Origin of the sequence: Cellulomonas sp. H30R-01 (assembly GCF_010119915.1) — a bacterium.
Taxonomy (GTDB): domain Bacteria; phylum Actinomycetota; class Actinomycetes; order Actinomycetales; family Cellulomonadaceae; genus Cellulomonas; species Cellulomonas algicola.
Genome location: NZ_CP048210.1, coordinates 522,175 through 540,683 on the forward strand (window position 1 = coordinate 522,175; position 18,509 = coordinate 540,683).

General features: G+C 73.5%; 16 protein-coding genes. 9 read left to right on the forward strand and 7 right to left on the reverse strand.

Features of this window, described 5'->3' with window-relative positions; translation table 11 throughout:
* Positions 1-146: 146 nt before the first annotated feature.
* Positions 147-872 (forward strand): copper homeostasis protein CutC, encoded by a 726-nt coding sequence (locus tag GXP71_RS02255; RefSeq protein WP_162351319.1) that lies wholly within the window; start codon positions 147-149, stop codon positions 870-872.
* Between the two features lie 123 nt (positions 873-995).
* Here the strand turns inward: GXP71_RS02255 and GXP71_RS02260 are convergent, their stop codons facing one another.
* Positions 996-2,003 (reverse strand): LacI family DNA-binding transcriptional regulator, encoded by a 1,008-nt coding sequence (locus GXP71_RS02260; protein ID WP_370520968.1) that lies wholly within the window; start codon positions 2,001-2,003, stop codon positions 996-998.
* A 119-nt stretch (positions 2,004-2,122) separates the two neighbouring features.
* Here GXP71_RS02260 and GXP71_RS02265 point away from each other — a divergent pair, with 119 nt between their 5' ends.
* From GXP71_RS02265 to ilvD (GXP71_RS02285), 5 genes are all read left to right on the forward strand, one after another.
* The gene (locus GXP71_RS02265) at positions 2,123-3,421 is read left to right on the forward strand and encodes an extracellular solute-binding protein (RefSeq protein ID WP_162351320.1); all 1,299 of its coding nucleotides are present in this window, start codon (positions 2,123-2,125) and stop codon (positions 3,419-3,421) included.
* A gap of 5 nt (positions 3,422-3,426) precedes the next feature.
* Complete coding sequence (locus GXP71_RS02270; RefSeq protein WP_370520969.1) at positions 3,427-4,464, forward strand: carbohydrate ABC transporter permease; 1,038 nt, start codon at positions 3,427-3,429, stop codon at positions 4,462-4,464.
* Entirely contained in the window at positions 4,461-5,357 is an 897-nt protein-coding gene (locus tag GXP71_RS02275) for a carbohydrate ABC transporter permease (protein ID WP_162351321.1), read from the forward strand. Before GXP71_RS02270 ends, GXP71_RS02275 begins: the two co-directional genes overlap by 4 nt.
* A 138-nt stretch (positions 5,358-5,495) precedes the next feature.
* The gene (locus GXP71_RS02280) at positions 5,496-7,712 is read left to right on the forward strand and encodes a glycoside hydrolase family 3 N-terminal domain-containing protein (RefSeq protein WP_162354160.1); all 2,217 of its coding nucleotides are present in this window, start codon (positions 5,496-5,498) and stop codon (positions 7,710-7,712) included.
* 208 nt (positions 7,713-7,920) lie between these two features.
* Positions 7,921-9,783, forward strand: a complete 1,863-nt coding sequence (gene ilvD, locus GXP71_RS02285) for a dihydroxy-acid dehydratase (protein WP_162351322.1) — start codon at positions 7,921-7,923, stop codon at positions 9,781-9,783.
* Between the two features lie 50 nt (positions 9,784-9,833).
* Here ilvD (GXP71_RS02285) and GXP71_RS02290 read toward each other — a convergent pair whose 3' ends face one another.
* The 3 genes from GXP71_RS02290 to GXP71_RS02300 all read right to left on the reverse strand — a co-directional run bounded on the left by GXP71_RS02290 (position 9,834) and on the right by GXP71_RS02300 (position 13,647).
* Positions 9,834-10,544, reverse strand: coding sequence for a GNAT family N-acetyltransferase (locus tag GXP71_RS02290; protein ID WP_162351323.1), 711 nt, complete (start codon positions 10,542-10,544; stop codon positions 9,834-9,836).
* Position 10,545: 1 nt separating this feature from the next.
* On the reverse strand, positions 10,546-11,094 hold the full coding sequence (locus tag GXP71_RS02295) for a hypothetical protein (protein WP_162351324.1): 549 nt from the start codon (positions 11,092-11,094) through the stop codon (positions 10,546-10,548).
* A gap of 117 nt (positions 11,095-11,211) precedes the next feature.
* Positions 11,212-13,647: a bifunctional diguanylate cyclase/phosphodiesterase gene (locus tag GXP71_RS02300; RefSeq protein ID WP_162351325.1), complete on the reverse strand. Its 2,436-nt coding sequence runs from the start codon at positions 13,645-13,647 to the stop codon at positions 11,212-11,214.
* Positions 13,648-13,892: 245 nt separating this feature from the next.
* Between GXP71_RS02300 and GXP71_RS02305 the strand changes: the two genes are divergently transcribed.
* The 3 genes from GXP71_RS02305 (at position 13,893) to ilvD (GXP71_RS02315) (ending at position 16,329) form a co-directional block, all read left to right on the forward strand.
* Positions 13,893-14,141 carry a type II toxin-antitoxin system prevent-host-death family antitoxin gene (locus GXP71_RS02305; RefSeq protein ID WP_124341996.1) on the forward strand — a complete coding sequence of 83 codons (249 nt, stop codon included), beginning with the start codon at positions 13,893-13,895 and terminating at the stop codon, positions 14,139-14,141.
* The gene (locus GXP71_RS02310) at positions 14,138-14,557 is read left to right on the forward strand and encodes a type II toxin-antitoxin system VapC family toxin (protein WP_162351326.1); all 420 of its coding nucleotides are present in this window, start codon (positions 14,138-14,140) and stop codon (positions 14,555-14,557) included. The genes GXP71_RS02305 and GXP71_RS02310 overlap by 4 nt, the downstream gene beginning before the upstream one ends.
* A 62-nt stretch (positions 14,558-14,619) precedes the next feature.
* Positions 14,620-16,329, forward strand: coding sequence for a dihydroxy-acid dehydratase (gene ilvD / locus GXP71_RS02315; RefSeq protein WP_162351327.1), 1,710 nt, complete (start codon positions 14,620-14,622; stop codon positions 16,327-16,329).
* A 40-nt stretch (positions 16,330-16,369) separates the two neighbouring features.
* On the opposite strand, the gene GXP71_RS02320 is transcribed toward ilvD (GXP71_RS02315), so the two are convergent.
* The 3 genes from GXP71_RS02320 to GXP71_RS02330 all read right to left on the reverse strand — a co-directional run bounded on the left by GXP71_RS02320 (position 16,370) and on the right by GXP71_RS02330 (position 18,445).
* Complete coding sequence (locus GXP71_RS02320; RefSeq protein ID WP_162351328.1) at positions 16,370-16,696, reverse strand: transcriptional regulator; 327 nt, start codon at positions 16,694-16,696, stop codon at positions 16,370-16,372.
* Positions 16,693-17,136, reverse strand: a complete 444-nt coding sequence (locus GXP71_RS02325) for a hypothetical protein (protein ID WP_162351329.1) — start codon at positions 17,134-17,136, stop codon at positions 16,693-16,695. The genes GXP71_RS02320 and GXP71_RS02325 overlap by 4 nt, the downstream gene beginning before the upstream one ends.
* A gap of 148 nt (positions 17,137-17,284) precedes the next feature.
* Entirely contained in the window at positions 17,285-18,445 is a 1,161-nt protein-coding gene (locus GXP71_RS02330) for an ROK family transcriptional regulator (protein WP_162351330.1), read from the reverse strand.
* Positions 18,446-18,509: the final 64 nt, after the last annotated feature.

The following is an 18,509-nucleotide window of genomic DNA, read 5'->3' on the forward strand; positions in this document are numbered from 1 at the left end:
GTGGTGGCGCCCGCGGGGACCCTAGGATCGCCGTGCGGCCGCGAGTGCGGCCGCGCACGCCGGTCGACGGCGACCGCGTCCCGGTGCGGCCGAGGGCGACGCGTCGTCGGCGCGACCGACACCGACGACGACGTGGGAGCGGGCCGATGCGGCTGGAGATCGCGGTGCAGGACGTGGCCGGTGCGACGACCGCCGCCCGGCTCGGGGCCGACCGGCTCGAGCTGTGCGCGGCGCTCGCCGCGACGGGCGGCCTCACACCGAGCCACGGGCTTCTCGACGCGACGCTCGCCGCCGTGCCGACGGAGGTCGGCGTCCACGTCCTCGTGCGCCCGCGCGCGGGCGGGTTCGTCTACGACGCCGACGAGCTCGACGTGCAGGTGCGGGACGTCCGGGCGGCCGTGGCGGCGGGTGCCGCGGGCGTGGTCGTCGGCGCGCTGACGCCGGACGGTGCGATCGACCTCGACGCGCTCCGCGCCCTCGTCGACGCCGCCGACGGGCGCGAGACGACCTTCCACCGGGCGCTCGACACCGTCCCGGACCTCGCGCGCGCGATCGACGACCTCGCGCGGGCCGGCGTCACGCGCGTCCTCACGTCCGGCGGTGCGGCCCGGTCGGTCGACGGCACGGTGCGGCTGTCGGAGACGGTCGCCTGGTCGGCGGGCCGGGTCGAGGTCATGGCAGGCGGGGGAGTCCGGCCGGAGGACGTCTCGGCGCTCGTCGCGACGGGGGTGGACGCCGTGCACCTGTCCGCGAGCCGGGTGGTCGCGAGCACGGGCGGCCCCGGCGGCGGCGCGGACGGGTACACGACGACGGACCCCGGGGTGGTCGCGGCCGCAGCGGCCGCGCTGGGCCGCGGCGCGCGCGTGGGGTGAGCGCAGCCGTCCTCCCGACGACGACCACGGACGGTCGCGTCGCGGCGGCTGGTACCCGACCCTCCCGACGGTCACGCCGGCGGTTCACCCGGCCGGGCGCAGCCGGACGGGGGGAGCGGGAGGTCAGCGACCGCGCGGGGGAGCGGTCGACGCGCGCTCGACGAGCTCGGTGGACAGCCGCACGTGCACGCCGCGCTCGCGGCCGTCGATGAGGTCGACGAGCAGCCGGAGCGCCTCGGCGCCCATCTGCTGCAGCGGCTGGCTGATGGTCGTGAGCGGGGGCGTCGCGAGCGCGGACTCGGGGACGTTGTCGAACCCGATGACCGACAGGTCCTCGGGCACGCGCAGGCCGAGCGAGCGCGCGACCTCGACGACGCGGATCGCGGAGAGGTCGTTCGCGGCGAACACGGCGGTCGGCGGCTCGGGGCGCGCGAGCAGCTCGTTCGCGGGCTGGTCGGCGGTCTCGGGCCGGTAGCCGCCGACCCGGACCAGGTCCTCGTCGACGGCGACGCCCGCCGCGGCCATCGCGTGGCGGAAGCCGTCCTCGCGCAGCCGGGCCGACTCGAGGTCGGGGCGCCCGCCGAGGAAGGCGACACGTGTGTGCCCGAGCCCGAGCAGGTGCTCGGTCGCGAGGACCGCGCCCGCGAACGAGTCGGCGTCGACGGTCGGCAGGCCGGACGGTCCCGTGTGGGGGTCGACCGCGACGACGGGGACGCCCGGGTGCGCCTCGACGACCGTCGGGGTGACGATCACGGCGCCGTCGATGAGCGTGCCGGCCAGGCGCGACAGGTAGCGCCGCTCCCACCCGACGCTGCCGCCCGCGCCGCCGCCGGAGTAGGCGAGCAGCTCGTAGCCCGTGGCCCCGACGGCGGCCGACGCGCCCTTGAGCAGCTCGGTGGAGTAGGGCTCGAACTCGGCGACGAGGATGCCCAGGACGTTGGTGCGGTGGCTGCGCAGCGAGCGCGCGCCGAGCGACGCCTCGTACCCGAGCTCCTCGATGACCTCCTGCACGCGGGAGAGCGTCGCGGCGGCGACGCCGTAGCGGCCGTTGACGACCTTGGAGACGGTGGCGACGGAGACGCCGGCGGTACGGGCGACGTCGGCCATCTTCACGCGAGGTGCGGGGTCCACGTGGGTGATCGTAGAGCATCGATTCGATAACGTTATCGACATCGATTGACATGACCGGTGGCGGGCTGCATATGCTCCTCGCCGTCCCTCCCCTTCAGTGACGACGAGGAGCTTCAACGATGAACCGGACCCGCGTCCTCCGCGGCGTCGCCGTTGCCGCAGGTCTCGCCCTGCTCGGTGCCTGTGGCACCGGTGGCGGCGGCGACGACGACAGCACCAACGCCGACGGCTCGACCGAGATCACCTGGTGGCACAACTCCAACACCGGTGACGGCAAGGACTACTACGACCAGGTCGCCAAGGACTTCGAGGCGGCCAACCCCGGCGTGACCGTCAAGGTCAGCGCCATGCAGCACGAGGACATGCTCACCAAGCTGGACGCCGCCTTCCAGGCCGGCGACGCCCCCGACATCTACATGGAGCGTGGTGGCGGCGAGCTCGCCGACCACGTCGAGGCGGGCCTCACCAAGGACATCTCCGAGGCCGCGTCCGCGGAGATCGACAAGATCGGCGGCTCCGTCGCCGGCTGGCAGGTCGACGGCAAGACCTACGCCCTCCCGTTCTCGGTCGGCGTCGTCGGCTTCTGGTACAACAAGGCGCTCTTCGAGCAGGCCGGCATCACCGAGGCCCCTGTCACGCAGGAGGACTTCAACGCGGCCGTCGACAAGCTGAAGGCCGCGGGCATCGAGCCCGTCTCCGTCGGCGCCGGCGACAAGTGGCCCGCCGCGCACTACTGGTACTACTACGCCCTGCGCGAGTGCTCGCAGGACGTCCTGTCCGACGCGGTGACCAGCCTCGACTTCTCCGACGCGTGCTTCCTCAACGCGGGCGCGGACCTCGAGGACCTCATCAAGACCGAGCCGTTCAACGCGGGCTTCCTCTCCACCCCGGCCCAGTCGGGCCCGACCTCTGCCTCCGGCCTGCTGGCGACGGGCAAGGTCGCGATGGAGCTGGCCGGCCACTGGGAGCCCGGCGTCATGCAGGGCCTCACCGAGGACGGCAACGGCCTCGGCGAGAACACCGGCTGGTTCGCGTTCCCCGAGGTCCAGGGTGGCCAGGGCGAGCCGACCGCCGCGCTCGGTGGCGGTGACGCGTGGGCCGTGTCGCAGGACGCGCCCGACGCCGCCGTCGACTTCGTCAAGTACCTGCTGTCCGACGAGGTCCAGAAGGGCTTCGCCGAGCTCGACATGGGTCTGCCGACCAACCCGACCGCCTCGCAGTACGTGTCGGACCCGGCGCTCGCCGGACTCCTGCAGGTCCGTGACGCGGCCCCGTACGTGCAGCTCTACTTCGACACCGCGTTCGGCGCCTCCGTCGGCGGTGCGATGAACGACGCCATCGCCCTCATGTTCGCCGGGCAGGCGACCCCGCAGGACATCGTCGACGCCACGCAGGCGGCGGCTGACGCGGAGAAGTGATCCACGTGGCAGACGGAGCGACCGCCCGCATGGGCGCCCCCGCCTCGCCTGCGACGTCTCCCGCGGTGACCTCGGTCGCCGGTCGTGCCTCGGCACGGCCGGCGGCCGGCGGCCCCGGGGACGGTCGCGGCGGTGGCAAGACCCTTCGCCGGAACCTGGAGATCGCGTTCTTCGTGACGCCGGCCCTGCTGCTGTTCCTGGGCTTCGTGGTGTGGCCGATCATCAAGGCCGCCCAGATGTCGGTGTACCGCTGGAAGGGCTTCGGCCCCATGGTCGACTTCGTCGGCCTGAAGAACTACGTCAGCGTGCTCCAGAACGAGGTGTTCACCGACGCGCTGGTGCACAACCTGATCATCGTCGTGGCGTCGATCGCCATCCAGCTCCCGCTGGGTCTCGGCATCGCGCTGCTGCTCAACCGCAAGATGCGGGGCCAGGGCACCCTGCGCACCATCATCTTCGTCCCGTACGTGCTGGCCGAGGTCATCGCCGCGGTCGTGTGGTTCCAGCTCCTGCAGCCGAAGTACGGCGTCATCGACACCATGCTCGCGGCGGTCGGCCTGTCCGGTCCCGCACAGGGCTTCCTGGGTGACCCGGACGTCGCGCTCTTCACCGTGATCGTCGTGCTGACCTGGAAGTACCTGGGCCTCGCGATCATCCTGTTCCTCGCCGGTCTGCAGGGCGTGCCGGACGAGCTCTACGAGGCGGCGCAGCTCGACGGCGCCGGCTGGTGGGACATCCAGCGCCGGATCACGATCCCGCTGCTGGGTCCGACGCTGCGCACCTGGGCGTTCCTGTCGATGATCGGCTCGCTGCAGCTGTTCGACATGGTGTGGATCCTCACCGGCGGCGGCCCCGCCAACTCCACGACCACCATGGCGACGTTCCTCGTCACCGAGGGCACCAAGCGCCAGAACTACGGCATCGCCGCCGCGGCGTCCGTGATCCTCTTCGTGGTCGCCCTCGTCGCCGCCCTCCTCTACCAGTACTTCATCCTCCGGCGTGACACGCTCGGGGACGCCCCGCGGAAGAAGGCGAAGGCATGAGCGTCGCACCGATGGTCCGGCCGCAGGCCGCCGTCTACCAGCCCGAGGGCAAGCAGCGGGCCAGGACCGGCAACGCCCTCCAGGGCGGCAACCCGCTGGTGTGGGCGATCGCGCTCGTCGTCATCGGCCTCACGCTGGGACCCGTGCTCTACGGGGTTCTCGGCGGCTTCCGCACCAACGCGCAGCTCGCCGAGAACCCGGCCGCGCTGCCCGACCCGTGGGTGTTCAGCAACTACGCCAAGGTGCTGACCAACTCGAGCTTCTGGACCTACGCGTTCAACTCGACCGTCATCGCCGTCCTCACCACCGCGATCGTCGTCGTGTTCGGGATCATGGCCGCGTACCCGCTGGCCCGGTACCAGTTCAAGGGCCGCGAGGCGCTGTTCACGGTGTTCGTGCTGGGGCTGCTGTTCCCGACGACCGTCGCGATCATCCCGCTGTTCATCATGATCACCCGTGACCTGCAGCTCGGGAACACCTGGTGGGGCGTCGCCCTCCCGCAGGCCGCGTTCGCGCTGCCGGTGACGATCGTCATCCTGCGGCCGTTCCTCATGGCGCTGCCCAAGGAGCTCGAGGAGGCCGCCCTCATCGACGGCGCGTCCCGGCTGGGCGTGTTCTGGCGGATCCTGCTGCCGCTGTCGGCCCCCGGGATGGTCACGGTCGGCGTGCTCGCGTTCGTCGGCTCGTGGAACGCCTACCTGCTGCCGCTGCTGCTGCTGCAGGGCGACATGCGGACCCTGCCGCTGGGCGTCGCGGACTACTCCTCGGAGTACTCGTCCGACACCGCCGGCGTGTTCGCGTTCACCTCGCTGGCCATGATCCCCGCGCTCGTGTTCTTCCTCGCGATGCAGAAGCGGATCGTCAACGGGCTGCAGGGCGCGGTCAAGGGCTGAGGCCCGCGCGCGACGCGCCGGCGGGTCGTGCCCGCCTCCCGAACACACAGCACGTCCAGAAGGAGTGGATCCGTGACGGATCTCCAGGTGTCGCGCCCCGCGGGCGTCGACGAGCGCGTGCAGGACCTGCTCGCGCGCATGACCCTCGAGGAGAAGCTCGCCCAGATCGTCGGCTTCTGGGAGAAGTCCGACGGCGAGGCCGTCGCTCCTCTGCAGGGCGAGTTCACGCGCGAGCAGACCCTCGACGACGCGTCCCGGCACGGGCTCGGGCACCTCACCCGCGTCTACGGCACGCGGCCGGTCGACCCGGCTGCGCGGGCGCGGTGGCTCTGGTCGTTCCAGCGCCGCCTCGTCCGCGAGACCCGGCTCGGGATCCCCGCGCTCGTGCACGAGGAGTGCCTCACGGGGCTCTCCGCGTGGCGGGCCGCGACGTTCCCGACGCCGCTCGCGTGGGGTGCGTCGTTCGACCCGGAGCTCGTGACCCGCATGGGCGAGGTCATCGGCGCGTCGATGCGGCAGCTCGGCGTGCACCAGGGCCTCGCGCCGGTGCTCGACGTCATCCGCGACCCGCGCTGGGGCCGCGTCGACGAGTGCATCTCGGAGGATCCGTACCTCGTCGGCACGCTCGGCACGTCGTACGTGCGCGGCCTGCAGTCGACGGGCGTGCACGCGACGCTCAAGCACTTCGTCGGCTACTCGGCGTCGCAGTCGGGACGCAACTTCGGGCCCGTCCACGCAGGCCCGCGGGAGATCGCGGACGTGCTGCTGCCGCCGTTCGAGATGGCGATCCGTGACGGCGGGGTGCGCTCGGTCATGAGCGCGTACGTCGAGATCGACGGCGTCCCGGTCGCGGCCGACCCGACGATCCTCACCGACCTGCTGCGCGGGACCTACGGCTTCGACGGCACGGTCGTCGCGGACTACTTCGGCGTCGCGTTCCTGCACCTGCTGCACGACGTCGCGCCGGACCTGGGCGACGCGGCGGGCCAGGCGCTCGCCGCAGGCGTCGACATCGAGCTCCCCACGGGCGACGCGTACCTCGAGCCGCTCGCGGCCGCGATCCGCGCCGGCAAGGTCGACGAGGCGCTCGTCGACCGCGCGGTGGCACGGGCGCTGCGGCAGAAGGCCGAGCTCGGCCTCCTCGACGCGACGTTCGACGACGAGCCCCCGACGGACGTCGAGCTCGACAGCAGCGAGCACCGGCAGGTCGCGGCGCGACTCGCGGAGGAGTCGGTCGTCCTGCTGACGAACGACGGCACCCTGCCCCTGCGGCCGGGCCTGCGCGTCGCGGTGATCGGCCCGAACGCGGACCGTCCCGAGGCGATGTTCGGCTGCTACTCGTTCGTCAACCACGTCCTGCCGCACCACCCCGAGGTCGGTGTCGGCATCGACGTGCCGACGCTGCGACAGGCGCTCGCCGCCGAGCTCACCGGCTCGACGGTCGTGTCAGCGCGCGGGTGCGCGGTCGACGACGACGACCGCAGCGGCTTCCCCGACGCCGTGCGCGTCGCGTCCGAGGCGGACGTCGCGGTGCTCGTCGTGGGCGACCACGCGGGGCTGTTCGGCCGCGGCACGGTCGGCGAGGGCTGCGACCGCGACGACCTCGAGCTGCCGGGCGTGCAGCGCGCACTCGTCGAGGCCGTCCTGGAGACGGGCACGCCCGTCGTCCTGGTCATGCTCACGGGGCGTCCCTACGCGGTCGGCTGGGCCGTCGAGCGCTGCGCCGCGGTGGTGCAGTCGTTCTTCCCGGGCGAGGAGGGCGGTCCCGCGCTGGCCGGCATCCTGTCCGGTCGCGTCAACCCGTCGGGCCGGCTGCCGGTCAGCCTGCCGCGGTCCGCGGGCGCGCAGCCGTTCACCTACCTGCACCCGACGCTGGGCGGCGACGGCGACGTCACCAACCTCTCGACGAAGCCGGTCCTGCCGTTCGGGCACGGCCTGTCGTACACGACGTTCACGCACTCCGACCTCACGGTCGAGCCGACGGCGACCACGGGCGGCCCGCTCGTCGTGACCGTGCGCGTGACCAACACGGGCGAGCGGGGCGGCGACGACGTCGTGCAGCTCTACGGGCGGGACGTCGTCGCGAGCGTGACGCGTCCGGTCGCGCAGCTGCTCGGCTACCAGCGCGTCCACCTCGAGCGCGGCCAGACGGCCGTCGTCGAGCTGGTCGTGCCCGCCGCGCGGCTCGCGTTCACCGACCGGTCGGGGGAGCGCGTCGTCGAGCCCGGCGATCTCGACCTGTGGGTCGGTCCGTCGTGCGCCGAGCGTGAGACGCAGGCGCGCGTGACGCTCACGGGCGACGTGCACCGGGTCACGCCCGCGGACGGCCGCTGGACGGGGACCGTCGTCCGCTGACCGTTCCGACGGACGGAGGGCCGGGGCTCGCTGCTGGTGAGCCCCGGCCCTCCGTCGTCCGTGGACCACGGTGCGGACGTCGACCGGCCCCTGGCCTGCGGCGGCGTACTGTGACGAGGCGCTACCGCCGGGTAGCCGTCCGACACGCCGCCGCCTTGCCGCCTGCCCCGCCGCACCGACGAGGTCCCCTCGAAGGAGAACTGCCGCGATGAGCCGTCCCCTGCGCTCTCGTACCTCGACCCACGGCCGCAACATGGCCGGCGCCCGCGCGCTGTGGCGTGCGACGGGCATGACGTCGGAGGACTTCGGCAAGCCGATCGTCGCGATCGCGAACTCGTACACGCAGTTCGTCCCGGGGCACGTGCACCTCAAGGACATGGGCGACCTGGTCGCCTCCGCGGTGCGCGAGGCCGGTGGCGTCGCCAAGGAGTTCAACACCATCGCGGTCGACGACGGCATCGCGATGGGCCACGGCGGCATGCTCTACTCGCTGCCGAGCCGCGACCTCATCGCCGACTCGGTCGAGTACATGGTCAACGCGCACTGCGCCGACGCCCTGGTCTGCATCTCCAACTGCGACAAGATCACGCCCGGCATGCTCAACGCGGCGCTGCGGCTCAACATCCCGGTGATCTTCGTGTCCGGCGGGCCGATGGAGGCCGGCAAGGCGGTCGTCGCGGACGGCGTCGCGAAGACACACCTCAACCTCATCAACGCGATCAACTACTCGGCGGACGACAACGTCTCCGACGAGGCGCTGGGCCGCGTCGAGGAGAACGCGTGCCCCACGTGCGGCTCGTGCTCGGGCATGTTCACGGCCAACTCGATGAACTGCCTCACCGAGGCGCTCGGCCTGTCGCTGCCGGGCAACGGCTCGACGCTCGCCACGCACTCCGCGCGCCGCGAGCTGTTCCTCGAGGCCGGGCGCACGATCGTCGACCTGGCCCGTCGCTACTACGACGACGAGGACGACAGCGTCGCGCCGCGCTCGATCGCGAACCGCGCCGCGTTCGCCAACGCGATGGCGCTCGACGTCGCGATGGGCGGCTCGACCAACACGGTGCTGCACGTGCTGGCCGCCGCGCAGGAGGCCGAGCTCGACTTCACCCTCGCCGACATCGACGCGATCAGCCGCCGCGTGCCGTGCCTCTCGAAGGTCGCGCCGAACCACCCGGACTTCCACATGGAGGACGTGCACCGCGCGGGCGGCATCCCCGCCCTGCTCGGCGAGCTCGACCGCGGCGGGCTGCTCGACCACGACGTGACGTCCGTGCACACCCCGACGCTGCGCGCATGGCTCGACGACTGGGACATCCGCGGTGGCCGCGCGACCGACCGGGCGCTCGCGCTCTTCCACGCCGCACCCGGCGGCGTCCGGACGACGCAGGCCTTCTCGACGTCGAACGTCTGGGAGTCGCTCGACACCGACGCCGTGAACGGCTGCATCCGCGACGTCGCGCACGCCTACACCGTCGAGGGCGGGCTGGCCGTCCTGCGCGGCAACCTCGCCGAGGACGGCGCGATCATCAAGACCGCGGGCATCGACCCCGAGCTCTTCCACTTCGTCGGCACCGCGCTCGTGTGCGAGTCGCAGGACGAGGCCGTCGACAAGATCCTCCGCAAGGAGGTCCAGCCGGGCCACGTCGTCGTCGTGCGGTACGAGGGCCCCTCGGGCGGCCCCGGCATGCAGGAGATGCTCTACCCGACGTCGTTCATCAAGGGCCGCGGGCTCGGCAAGGTGTGCGCGCTCATCACCGACGGCCGGTTCTCCGGCGGCTCGTCGGGCATCTCCGTGGGGCATGTCTCCCCGGAGGCGTCGGCGGGCGGTGCCATCGCGCTGATCGAGGACGGCGACGAGATCGAGATCGACGTCGAGACGCGGCTCATCCGCATCAACGTCCCCGACGAGGTCCTCGCCGAGCGGCGCGCCAAGATGGAGGCGTCGGAGAACCCGTGGCAGCCGGTGAACCGCGACCGGTACGTGTCGCCGGCGCTCCAGGCGTACGCCGCGATGGCGACGTCGGCCGACCGTGGTGCCGTCCGCGACGTGAGCCGCATCCGCCGCGCCTGACCGCGGGGCGCGCACCGCGCGGCGCGGACGGGCGCTCGACGCCGTCCCGCTCACCCGACCACGTCGAGCCGGTCCAGCGGCCACAGCGGGAGCCGCTCGACGTCGCACGCCGCGAGGAGCCGCGCGAGGTCGGGGTCGGCCAGGTCGGCCCGGCCCTCGGACGCGGCGAAGTACTCGCGCAGGAACGCCGCGACGAGAGGACCCGGCACCGTCTCCGCCGTGTCCTCCCCGCGCGACGGCAGGGCGATGAGCAGCAGGTCGCGCACGCGGCGGAGCCCGGGCCGCAGCGCGGGCTGCACGTAGGGGAGCGGCAGCAGGCGGAAGCCGTTCCGGTCCCAGAAGCGCAGCCGCGCGGGCGGGTCGTTCGTCGGCGTGACGGGCCAGGACCGCGGGTCCTCGATCTCGCCGAGCACGAGCGTGGCCGTCGACGCCGTGACCGCCTCCCGCACCAGGCGCGAGCCCAGGCCGTGCGCCCTGCCCGCCGGGTCGACCGCGAGGTAGGCGAGCAGCTGGACGGCGCCGTCGACGTAGTGCTCGTGCACGAGGCCGCCGACGACGCCACCGTCGGCGCCCAGGGCCAGCAGCCCGTCGCCGGTCTTCCCGAGCGACTCCCGCAGCGACTCCAGCGGCTCGAGCTCGTCCGGCGGGAACGTCGCCTCGAGGATGCGGACGTAGAAGTCCTCGACGACCGGTGCGGGCACCTCGCTCAGCCGGACGAGCGCGGGCCCGGGCGGTCGGACCTGCTCGGCGGACGTGCCCACCTCACGGCTCCGTCGACGCGACCGGGAGCGGCTCCGACGGGGCCTCCGTGGCCGTGCCGCCGCGGGAGGCCCAGGGACGCGTCCAGCGCGGTCGCAGCCGGCCCTCGTCGGCGACGCGGTGCAGGTCGTCGAGTGCGGGGTACCAGTCCTGCGGGCGGCGTTCCGCGAACATGCGCTGCATCGCGGGCGACGTGCCGAGCATGTCGAGGATGTAGTGCCCCCAGGAGATCCGGTCGGCCGCCGAGTACGTCTTGCGGATGTCCCAGATGCACTCGAAGCAGTCGAGCATCAGCTCCGCCATGGCGTCGACGCGCGCGGAGAGCGTCGCGTCGACGTCGGACGGCTCGCGGCCCTGGTAGAAGTACGGGCGCAGCTCGGGGTGCTCCACGAACTGGTGGTCGATGTCGAGCGTGAGGTCGGTCGCGCTGCGGTACGTGGTGATCTTGGTGCTGCGGTGCGCGCTCCGCCACGAGATGAGCAGCGAGATGATCGACGCCGTCAGCGCGAGGCCCGCGATGACCTCCGACGTGCCCATGCTGAAGTCGCCCATCCGACCCACCTGCCCGCGGTCGCCGTCGCCCGTCGCGGCGTCTGGACCGAGCATCCCGCAGGGCGCCCTCGCACGCCAGGGCCGCGTGGACGCCGCGGTCAGGCGGTCCGTTGAGGGTCAGACGGGCCGGCGGGCGTCCTGCGCGGACCGCGGGCTCGGCACCGACCTGAGCCGAGCAGGACCGTCGAGCAGGGCACCGATCTCCTCTCGCGGGGCCGGGCGGCCGAACAGGTAGCCCTGGCCCTCGGGGCAGCCGAGCGCCCGCAGCGCGTCGGCCTCGTCGTCCGTCTCGATCTGCTCGGCGACCGCGGGCAGGTCGAGGCTGCGGCACAGGTCGACGATCGCGCTCGCGAGCGCGCGCCGGCGGCGCCCCTCTTCGCCCGGCTCGGCCGCGAAACGCGTGAAGGCACCGTCGATCTTCACGATGTCGACCGGCAGGCGCTGCAGGTAGGCGAGCGACGAGTAGCCCGTGCCGAAGTCGTCGATCGCGACGCGCACGCCGTGCTCGCGCAGGCGGGACAGGTGCGACTCGACGAGGGTGGCCTCCGGCTCCTCGGCGGCGAGCAGCGCGGTCTCGGTGATCTCGAGGACGAGCGCGCGCCCGGGCAGGCTCGCGTCGCGCAGCGCGTGCAGCACCTGCTCGACGACGTCGGGCTCGCGGAGCTGACGTGCGGAGACGTTCACGTGCACGCGCACGCCGTGCCGCTCGAACCACGGCCGCACGTCGGCGCACGCCCGGCGCAGGACGTGCTCGCCGATCGGGACGATCAGCCCGGTGTCCTCGGCGACCGGGATGAAGCCGTCCGGCATCACGAGACCGTCGGGCGACTGCCAGCGCAGCAGCGCCTCGACCGACTGCACCCGGCCGGTGCCGAGCGACACGACGGGCTGGTAGTGGACGACGAGCTCGTCGCGCTCGACCGCGTGCCGAAGCCCCTCCGCGAGGTGCGAGCGCCGGTCCTGGGCCACGCGCAGGCTCGGGTCGAACAGGCGGACCTGGTTCTTGCCGGCGGCCTTCGCGGCGTACAGGGCCAGGTCGGCGTCGCGCAGCGTGGCCTGCGGCTCGACGGACGCGTCGACCAGCCGCACGCCGACGCTCGACGTGATCCGGACCGTCCGCCCGTCGACGACGAACGGCTCGCCGAGCGCGCGGACCACACGCGTCGCGACGTCGCGCGCGTCGGACTCGTGGGTGTCCTCCAGCACGACGGCGAACTCGTCGCCGCCCAGCCGGGCGAGCGTGTCGTCACCGCCGACGACGCGGCGCAGCCGCCGCGCGACCTGCACGAGGAGGTCGTCGCCCGCGTGGTGGCCGTGGTCGTCGTTCACGGTCTTGAACCCGTCGAGGTCGACCATGAGGACGGCGCGCTCGCCGTTGCCCCGGCGGTCCGGCGCGGACAGCCGCTCGGTGAACCGCGTGCGGTTGCCGAGGCCGGTCAGCGGGTCGTGCTGGGCCTGGTGGCTGAGGAGCTTCTGGAGCGCGCTCTGCTCGTCGAGCGCGCGCGCGAGCTCCGCGGCCTGCCGGTCGAGCGCGATCGCCCGGCGCTGCGCGGTGCTCGTGCCGACCACGAGGCGCGTGACGAGGAACGCGGACAGCGCGGTCACCGCGAGCACCGGGACCGCGAGGTCGGACCAGGGCATGGTCACCGTCGACCCGACGCGGAACGTCAGCAGCAGCGCGGCGGGCCCGAGCGACGCGAGGAGGAAGAAGACGACGCCGCGCGCGAGCGTGAGGCCGCGGCTCGGCTCGGCGTCGGGGGAGCCCGCGACGCCCGGGTGCAGCGCGGCCGCGCCGAACAGCACGAACCACACGAGCCACGCGGCGCTGCCGACGCCCTCGGCGAGCGACGTGTCGAGCACCGAGATGCCCGGGTTGCCGTCGCCGATGAGGGTGAGCGTGTACAGGACGTCGCCGGCCGTCGACGCGGCGACGCCGCAGCCCAGCAGCGCGTACGCGCCGTTGCGCCCGCCGTAGCGGAACAGCAGCCGCGACGCCATGAGGACCACACCCAGGCCCGCCCCGAGCGACACCACCGAGACCAGGTGCGCCGCGTCCTGGAGCGCGTCGGGCCCGAGGAAGCTGCGGAAGACGAGCGCCCAGTACAGGAGGCCGGTGCCGACGACCACGACGACGGCGTCCATCGTCGCGCTCTCGTGGCGGGACCGCAGCGAGTTGCGGGGGAGCCGGGTCAGCCCGACGACGAGCAGGGGGTAGGTCGCCATGTAGACGATGTCGAACCACCACGGGACGAGGTCCGCGTCGCCCCCGACGGCCGCGTACCAGGCGGTCCAGCCGAGGTCGGCGAGCGCCCACCACGCCGTGCCGGCGGCGAGCCACCACCACGCCCGGGCGTGCGGGCCGGGATGCCGGCGGATCCCGACGACCATCGCGGCGCACGCCAGCAGGGGCACGACGTCCCACAGCACCTCGCCGGTCCAGCCCGGCACGACCATGACGGCCGCGGTCAGCGCGAGTCCGGCGACGAGGAAGCGCCGCCAGGTGAGGACGCCCGGAACGGGGGCGCGACCGGGCGTCACGTCCGACGCGGTCATCGAGCCTCCGGGTCCTCGGTCCTGTGCGCACGCGGCGCGGTGCGGCGGGGCTGCTGACCGCACGCGACGAGGACCGCACGGTCCCGTCGCCCTCGGATCGGCAGGGCAGGCGCGCGCATGAGCCTCACGGCCGCACAGCACCCGCCCGGCGCAGGGTGGTCTGCGTCACCCGCTGACGCCGGGAGGTCTGGAGCCGCCGGCGCGACCCCGGTATCGTAGGTACGTACCTACAAGGGGAGCGCGCGATGACCACCACCATGACGTCACGTCAGTTCAACCACGACGTCTCGGCGGCGAAGAGAGCCGCGTCGGACGGGCCTGTCGTCATCACCGACCGCGGCGTCCCGTCGCACGTGCTCCTGACGATCGAGCAGTTCGACCGGTTGAGCGCGCCCACCCCGCGGCCGTCGTTGGCCGACGCGCTGCGCGGCGACGACGCCATCGAGTTCGAGCCGGGCCGTGTCGAGCTCTCGCCGCGACCGGTCGACCTGTGACCTACCTCCTCGACACGAACGTCGTCTCGGAGCTGCGCCGACGTGAGCCCGACCCGTCGGTCGTCGCGTGGGTCCGACGGCACGAGGCGGCAGGGCTGCTCATCTCCGTCATGACGGTGTACGAGATCGAGGTCGGCATCCTCTCGGTCGCCCGGCGTGACCCCGCGCAGGCCGCCCGGCTGCGCGAGTGGCTCTCGACGCAGGTGCTCGTGCAGTTCGACGGCCGGATCGTCCCGGTCGACGTCGGTGTGGCGACGCGCGCGGCGTCCCTGTCGGTGCCGGACCGTCGCCCGTACAGCGACTGCCTCATCGCGGCGACGGCCCTGGAGCGCGGCCTCGCAGTGGTGACGCGGAACGTCGGCGACTTCGCGGGCGTCGACGGGCTGGCAGTCGTCGACCCCTGGCGCACCGTCTGATCTCGAAGGGCGTTCCCGGCGAGGCGGATGCCGGGCGGGCGCGTGCTGCCTAGTCTCGGCTCATGACGACGACGCAGGACGGAACGGTCGACATCAAGCCGCGGTCGCGGCAGGTCACGGACGGTCTGGAGGCGACGGCGGCGCGCGGCATGCTGCGGGCGGTCGGCCTCGGCGACGAGGACTTCGCGAAGCCGCAGGTCGGCGTCGCGTCGTCGTGGAACGAGATCACGCCGTGCAACCTGTCGCTGGACCGGCTGGCGAAGGCGGTCAAGGACGGCGTGCACGCGGGCGGCGGGTACCCGCTGGAGTTCGGCACGATCTCGGTGTCCGACGGCATCTCGATGGGCCACGAGGGCATGCACTACTCGCTCGTGAGCCGCGACGTCATCGCGGACTCGGTCGAGACCGTGATGATGGCCGAGCGGCTCGACGGGTCGGTGCTCCTCGCGGGCTGCGACAAGTCGCTGCCGGGGATGCTCATGGCGGCCGCACGCCTCGACCTGTCGAGCGTCTTCCTCTACGCGGGCTCGATCATGCCGGGCTGGGTCAAGCTGTCCGACGGCACGGAGAAGGACGTGACGATCATCGACGCGTTCGAGGCCGTCGGGGCCTGCGCGCGCGGGTTGATGAGCAAGGAGGACGTCGACCGGATCGAGCGTGCGATCTGCCCGGGCGAGGGTGCGTGCGGCGGGATGTACACGGCGAACACGATGGCGTCGGTCGCCGAGGCGATGGGCATGTCGCTGCCGGGTTCCGCTGCGCCGCCGTCGGCGGACAGACGGCGCGACCAGTTCGCGCGCCGCTCGGGCGAGGCCGTCGTCGAGCTGCTGCGCCGCGGCATCACGGCGCGCCAGATCATGACGAAGGAGGCGTTCGAGAACGCCATCGCGGTCGTCATGGCGTTCGGCGGGTCGACGAACGCGGTGCTGCACCTGCTCGCGATCGCGCACGAGGCCGAGGTCGACCTCACGCTCGACGACTTCAGCCGCGTCGCGGCGCGCGTGCCGCACCTGGGCGACCTCAAGCCGTTCGGCCGGTACGTGATGAACGACGTCGACCGCATCGGCGGCGTGCCCGTGCTGATGAAGGCGCTGCTCGACGCAGGCCTGCTGCACGGCGACTGCCTGACCGTCACCGGCAAGACCGTCGCGGAGAACCTCGCCGACATCGCGCCGCCTGACCCGGACGGCAAGATCCTGCGCGCGCTCGACGACCCCATCCACCGCACGGGCGGCATCACGATCCTGCACGGCTCGCTCGCGCCCGAGGGCGCGGTCGTGAAGTCCGCCGGTTTCGACTCCGACGTCTTCGAGGGCACCGCGCGCGTGTTCGAGCGCGAGCGTGCGGCGCTCGACGCCCTCGAGGACGGCACGATCCAGGCCGGCGACGTCGTCGTCATCCGCTACGAGGGCCCGAAGGGCGGGCCGGGGATGCGCGAGATGCTCGCGATCACCGGGGCCATCAAGGGTGCCGGGCTCGGCAAGGACGTCCTGCTCATCACCGACGGCCGCTTCTCCGGCGGCACGACGGGGCTGTGCGTCGGGCACATCGCGCCCGAGGCCGTCGACGCCGGGCCGATCGCGTTCGTCCGCGACGGCGACCGGATCCGGCTCGACGTCGCGCACGCGACGCTCGACCTGCTGGTCGACGACGCGGAGCTCGCCGCGCGCCGCGAGGGCTGGGCGCCGATCGAGCCGCGCTACACGCGCGGCGTCCTGGGCAAGTACCAGAAGCTCGTCCAGTCGGCGTCGAGGGGTGCGGTCCTCAGCTGAACGTCCGACGCCTGGCACGTGCCTCGCGGGACGGCGCCCCTCAGTCGCCGGCGATCGCCCGGAGGGCCGCGAGGTGGTCGCGGAGCGCTGTGCGGCCGTCGGGGGTGAGGGCGAGCCACGTGCGCGGACGCTTGCCGACGTACCCCTTGCGGACGGTCACGTACCCGGCCTGCTCCAGCACGGTGACGGCCTTGGAGAGCGCGGAGTCGCTGATCTCGACGGCGTCGCGCACCGCACCGAACTCGGCCTCGTCGGTCGCGGCGAGCGCGGCGACGACGGACAGCCGCACGGGGGAGTGGATGACCTCGTCGAGGCGGGCGCGCGCCGGTGCGCCGACGGCGTCGGGGCCCGGCAGCGGCGGTGTCACGCCTGCGCCTCGCGCCAGGCCCCGCGCGCCAGCGGGAACGTCGCGAGGACCGCGGCAGCGAGCCACCAGAGCACCGACTCGCGCAGCCAGGTGAGCCCGACGACCAGCGCGATCGCGTAGACGACGCCCCACGTCGTCACCGCGGCGACCCACCGCAGGCCCATGCCCTGCTTGGTGACGGGTGCGCCGCGGAGCCACGCCAGGGAGAGCGCCAGGAGCGTCAGCCCGTACGCGCCGGCGAGCGTGAGGGCGCCCGCGTCGTCGGGGATCGTGGAGAGACCCACGAAGAACATGAACGTCGAGGCCGCGTGTCCCGTGAGCCACAGGGCGTGCCGGTTCTGGCCGCTCGCGCGCAGGGTGCCGGCGGCGGCGGCGGAGCGGGCGAGGAGCGCACGGGCCTCGTCGGGCGTGGGGGCGGAGGTCGTCTCGTGTTCCGTCATGCGAGTAGTTTCCACAATGGAAAGTAGATTCGCAAGAGGGAGTTGTTGCCTCCGTGCCGCGAGCCGGTGCCGGCAGGGGTGCCGGCCGGGGTGCCGGCCGGGGCGCGTGGACGGGACCCGTGCCGGCGTCGACCGGCCCGTGCGCGGGTCAGCGGCTGCGCAGCACGAAGTCCTGGATCGCCACGACGGCGGCCCCGCGCGCCCACTGCGAGAAGTCGCCGGGCTCGACGACCAGGTCGACCGGTGCGGCCTGGGGGTGCCGGTCGGCGGCGACCGCCGCGCGCACCGCGTCGTCGGCGACCACGGCCAGCCCCACGCCCTCGCCGGTGAGGACGACGAGCTCGGGCATCGTGAGGTTCGCGACCGCGGCCACCAGCCGGCCGAGCGCGCGGCCCGCGTCGTCGACGATCCGCCGCGCGGCGGGGTCGCGGTCGTGCGCGAGGTCGAGCAGCTCGGCCACGGCGACCGGACGCCGCAGCGCGACGGCGGCCTCGGCCTCGAGGGCCTCGGTGGTGAGCATCGCGCCGGCGCACCCGCGGTGGCCCTCGGGGCAGAGCGGTCCGTTCGGGTCGAGCGGGAAGTGGCCGACGAGGCCGAGCCCCATGTCGGCGTGCCGCACGAGGCGGTCGTGCACGACGAGCCCGTAGCCGACGCCCGCACCGACCGTCACGACCGCGAACGTCCGCACGTCGCGCCCGGCGCCGAACCAGTGCTCCGCGGACGTGAGCGCCGCGACGTCGTTCTCGACGACCGTCGGCACCCTCGTTCGCGCGCGCACGAGGGTGCCGAGCGGCACGTCGTGCCAGCCGAGGAAGGGGGCCAGGTGGACGGTCGTGCCGTCAGGGGAGTGGCCGCCGAGGCTGACGCCGATGCCCGTGGGGCCGCTCGGGACCGCGCCCGACGGCGCCGCGGCGACGACCGCGTCGACCAGCGACCCGACCACCGCGACGACTGCGTCCGGGTCGTCCTCCGGCAGGTCCGCGGAGCGCGTCGCGACGACGGTGCCGCGCAGGTCGACCAGCACGGCGTGCGCCGTGCCGACCGCGAGGTTGACGCCGACGAAGTGGTGCGACGTCACGTCGACGTCGAGCGGCTGGCTGGGGCGGCCGACGGCCGGCCCGGGGCGCGCGTCGGACTCGACGAGCAGGCCGCGCCGGACGAGGTCCTTGGTGAGCCGCGTCAGGGTCGGCTGCGACAGGTCGAGCCGGCGCGCGAGCTCGGCACGGGACAGGGGTCCGCGCAGCAGCACCTCGAGGGCGACCTGGAGCTCGCTGCCGCCCTCGGCCCACTCCGGTCCGTCTGCGACCACCGCTCCTCCGCTCCCTGGCATGGCGGTCGTGGCGATCGTGGCACGACGCGTCCTGCCGCCGACC

Bases quoted from the DNA above. Each gene is read 5' to 3' on its own strand.
- GXP71_RS02280 (WP_162354160.1), top strand. From the start codon at position 5,496: ATGACCCTCGAGGAGAAGCTCGCCCAGATCGTCGGCTTCTGGGAGAAG.
- GXP71_RS02300 (WP_162351325.1), bottom strand. From the start codon at position 13,647: ATGACCGCGTCGGACGTGACGCCCGGTCGCGCCCCCGTTCCGGGCGTC.
- GXP71_RS02305 (WP_124341996.1), top strand. From the start codon at position 13,893: ATGACCACCACCATGACGTCACGTCAGTTCAACCACGACGTCTCGGCG.
- GXP71_RS02255 (WP_162351319.1), top strand. From the start codon at position 147: ATGCGGCTGGAGATCGCGGTGCAGGACGTGGCCGGTGCGACGACCGCC.
- GXP71_RS02275 (WP_162351321.1), top strand. From the start codon at position 4,461: ATGAGCGTCGCACCGATGGTCCGGCCGCAGGCCGCCGTCTACCAGCCC.
- GXP71_RS02325 (WP_162351329.1), bottom strand. From the start codon at position 17,136: ATGACGGAACACGAGACGACCTCCGCCCCCACGCCCGACGAGGCCCGT.
- GXP71_RS02295 (WP_162351324.1), bottom strand. From the start codon at position 11,094: ATGGGCGACTTCAGCATGGGCACGTCGGAGGTCATCGCGGGCCTCGCG.
- GXP71_RS02265 (WP_162351320.1), top strand. From the start codon at position 2,123: ATGAACCGGACCCGCGTCCTCCGCGGCGTCGCCGTTGCCGCAGGTCTC.
- ilvD (WP_162351322.1), top strand. From the start codon at position 7,921: ATGAGCCGTCCCCTGCGCTCTCGTACCTCGACCCACGGCCGCAACATG.
- ilvD (WP_162351327.1), top strand. From the start codon at position 14,620: ATGACGACGACGCAGGACGGAACGGTCGACATCAAGCCGCGGTCGCGG.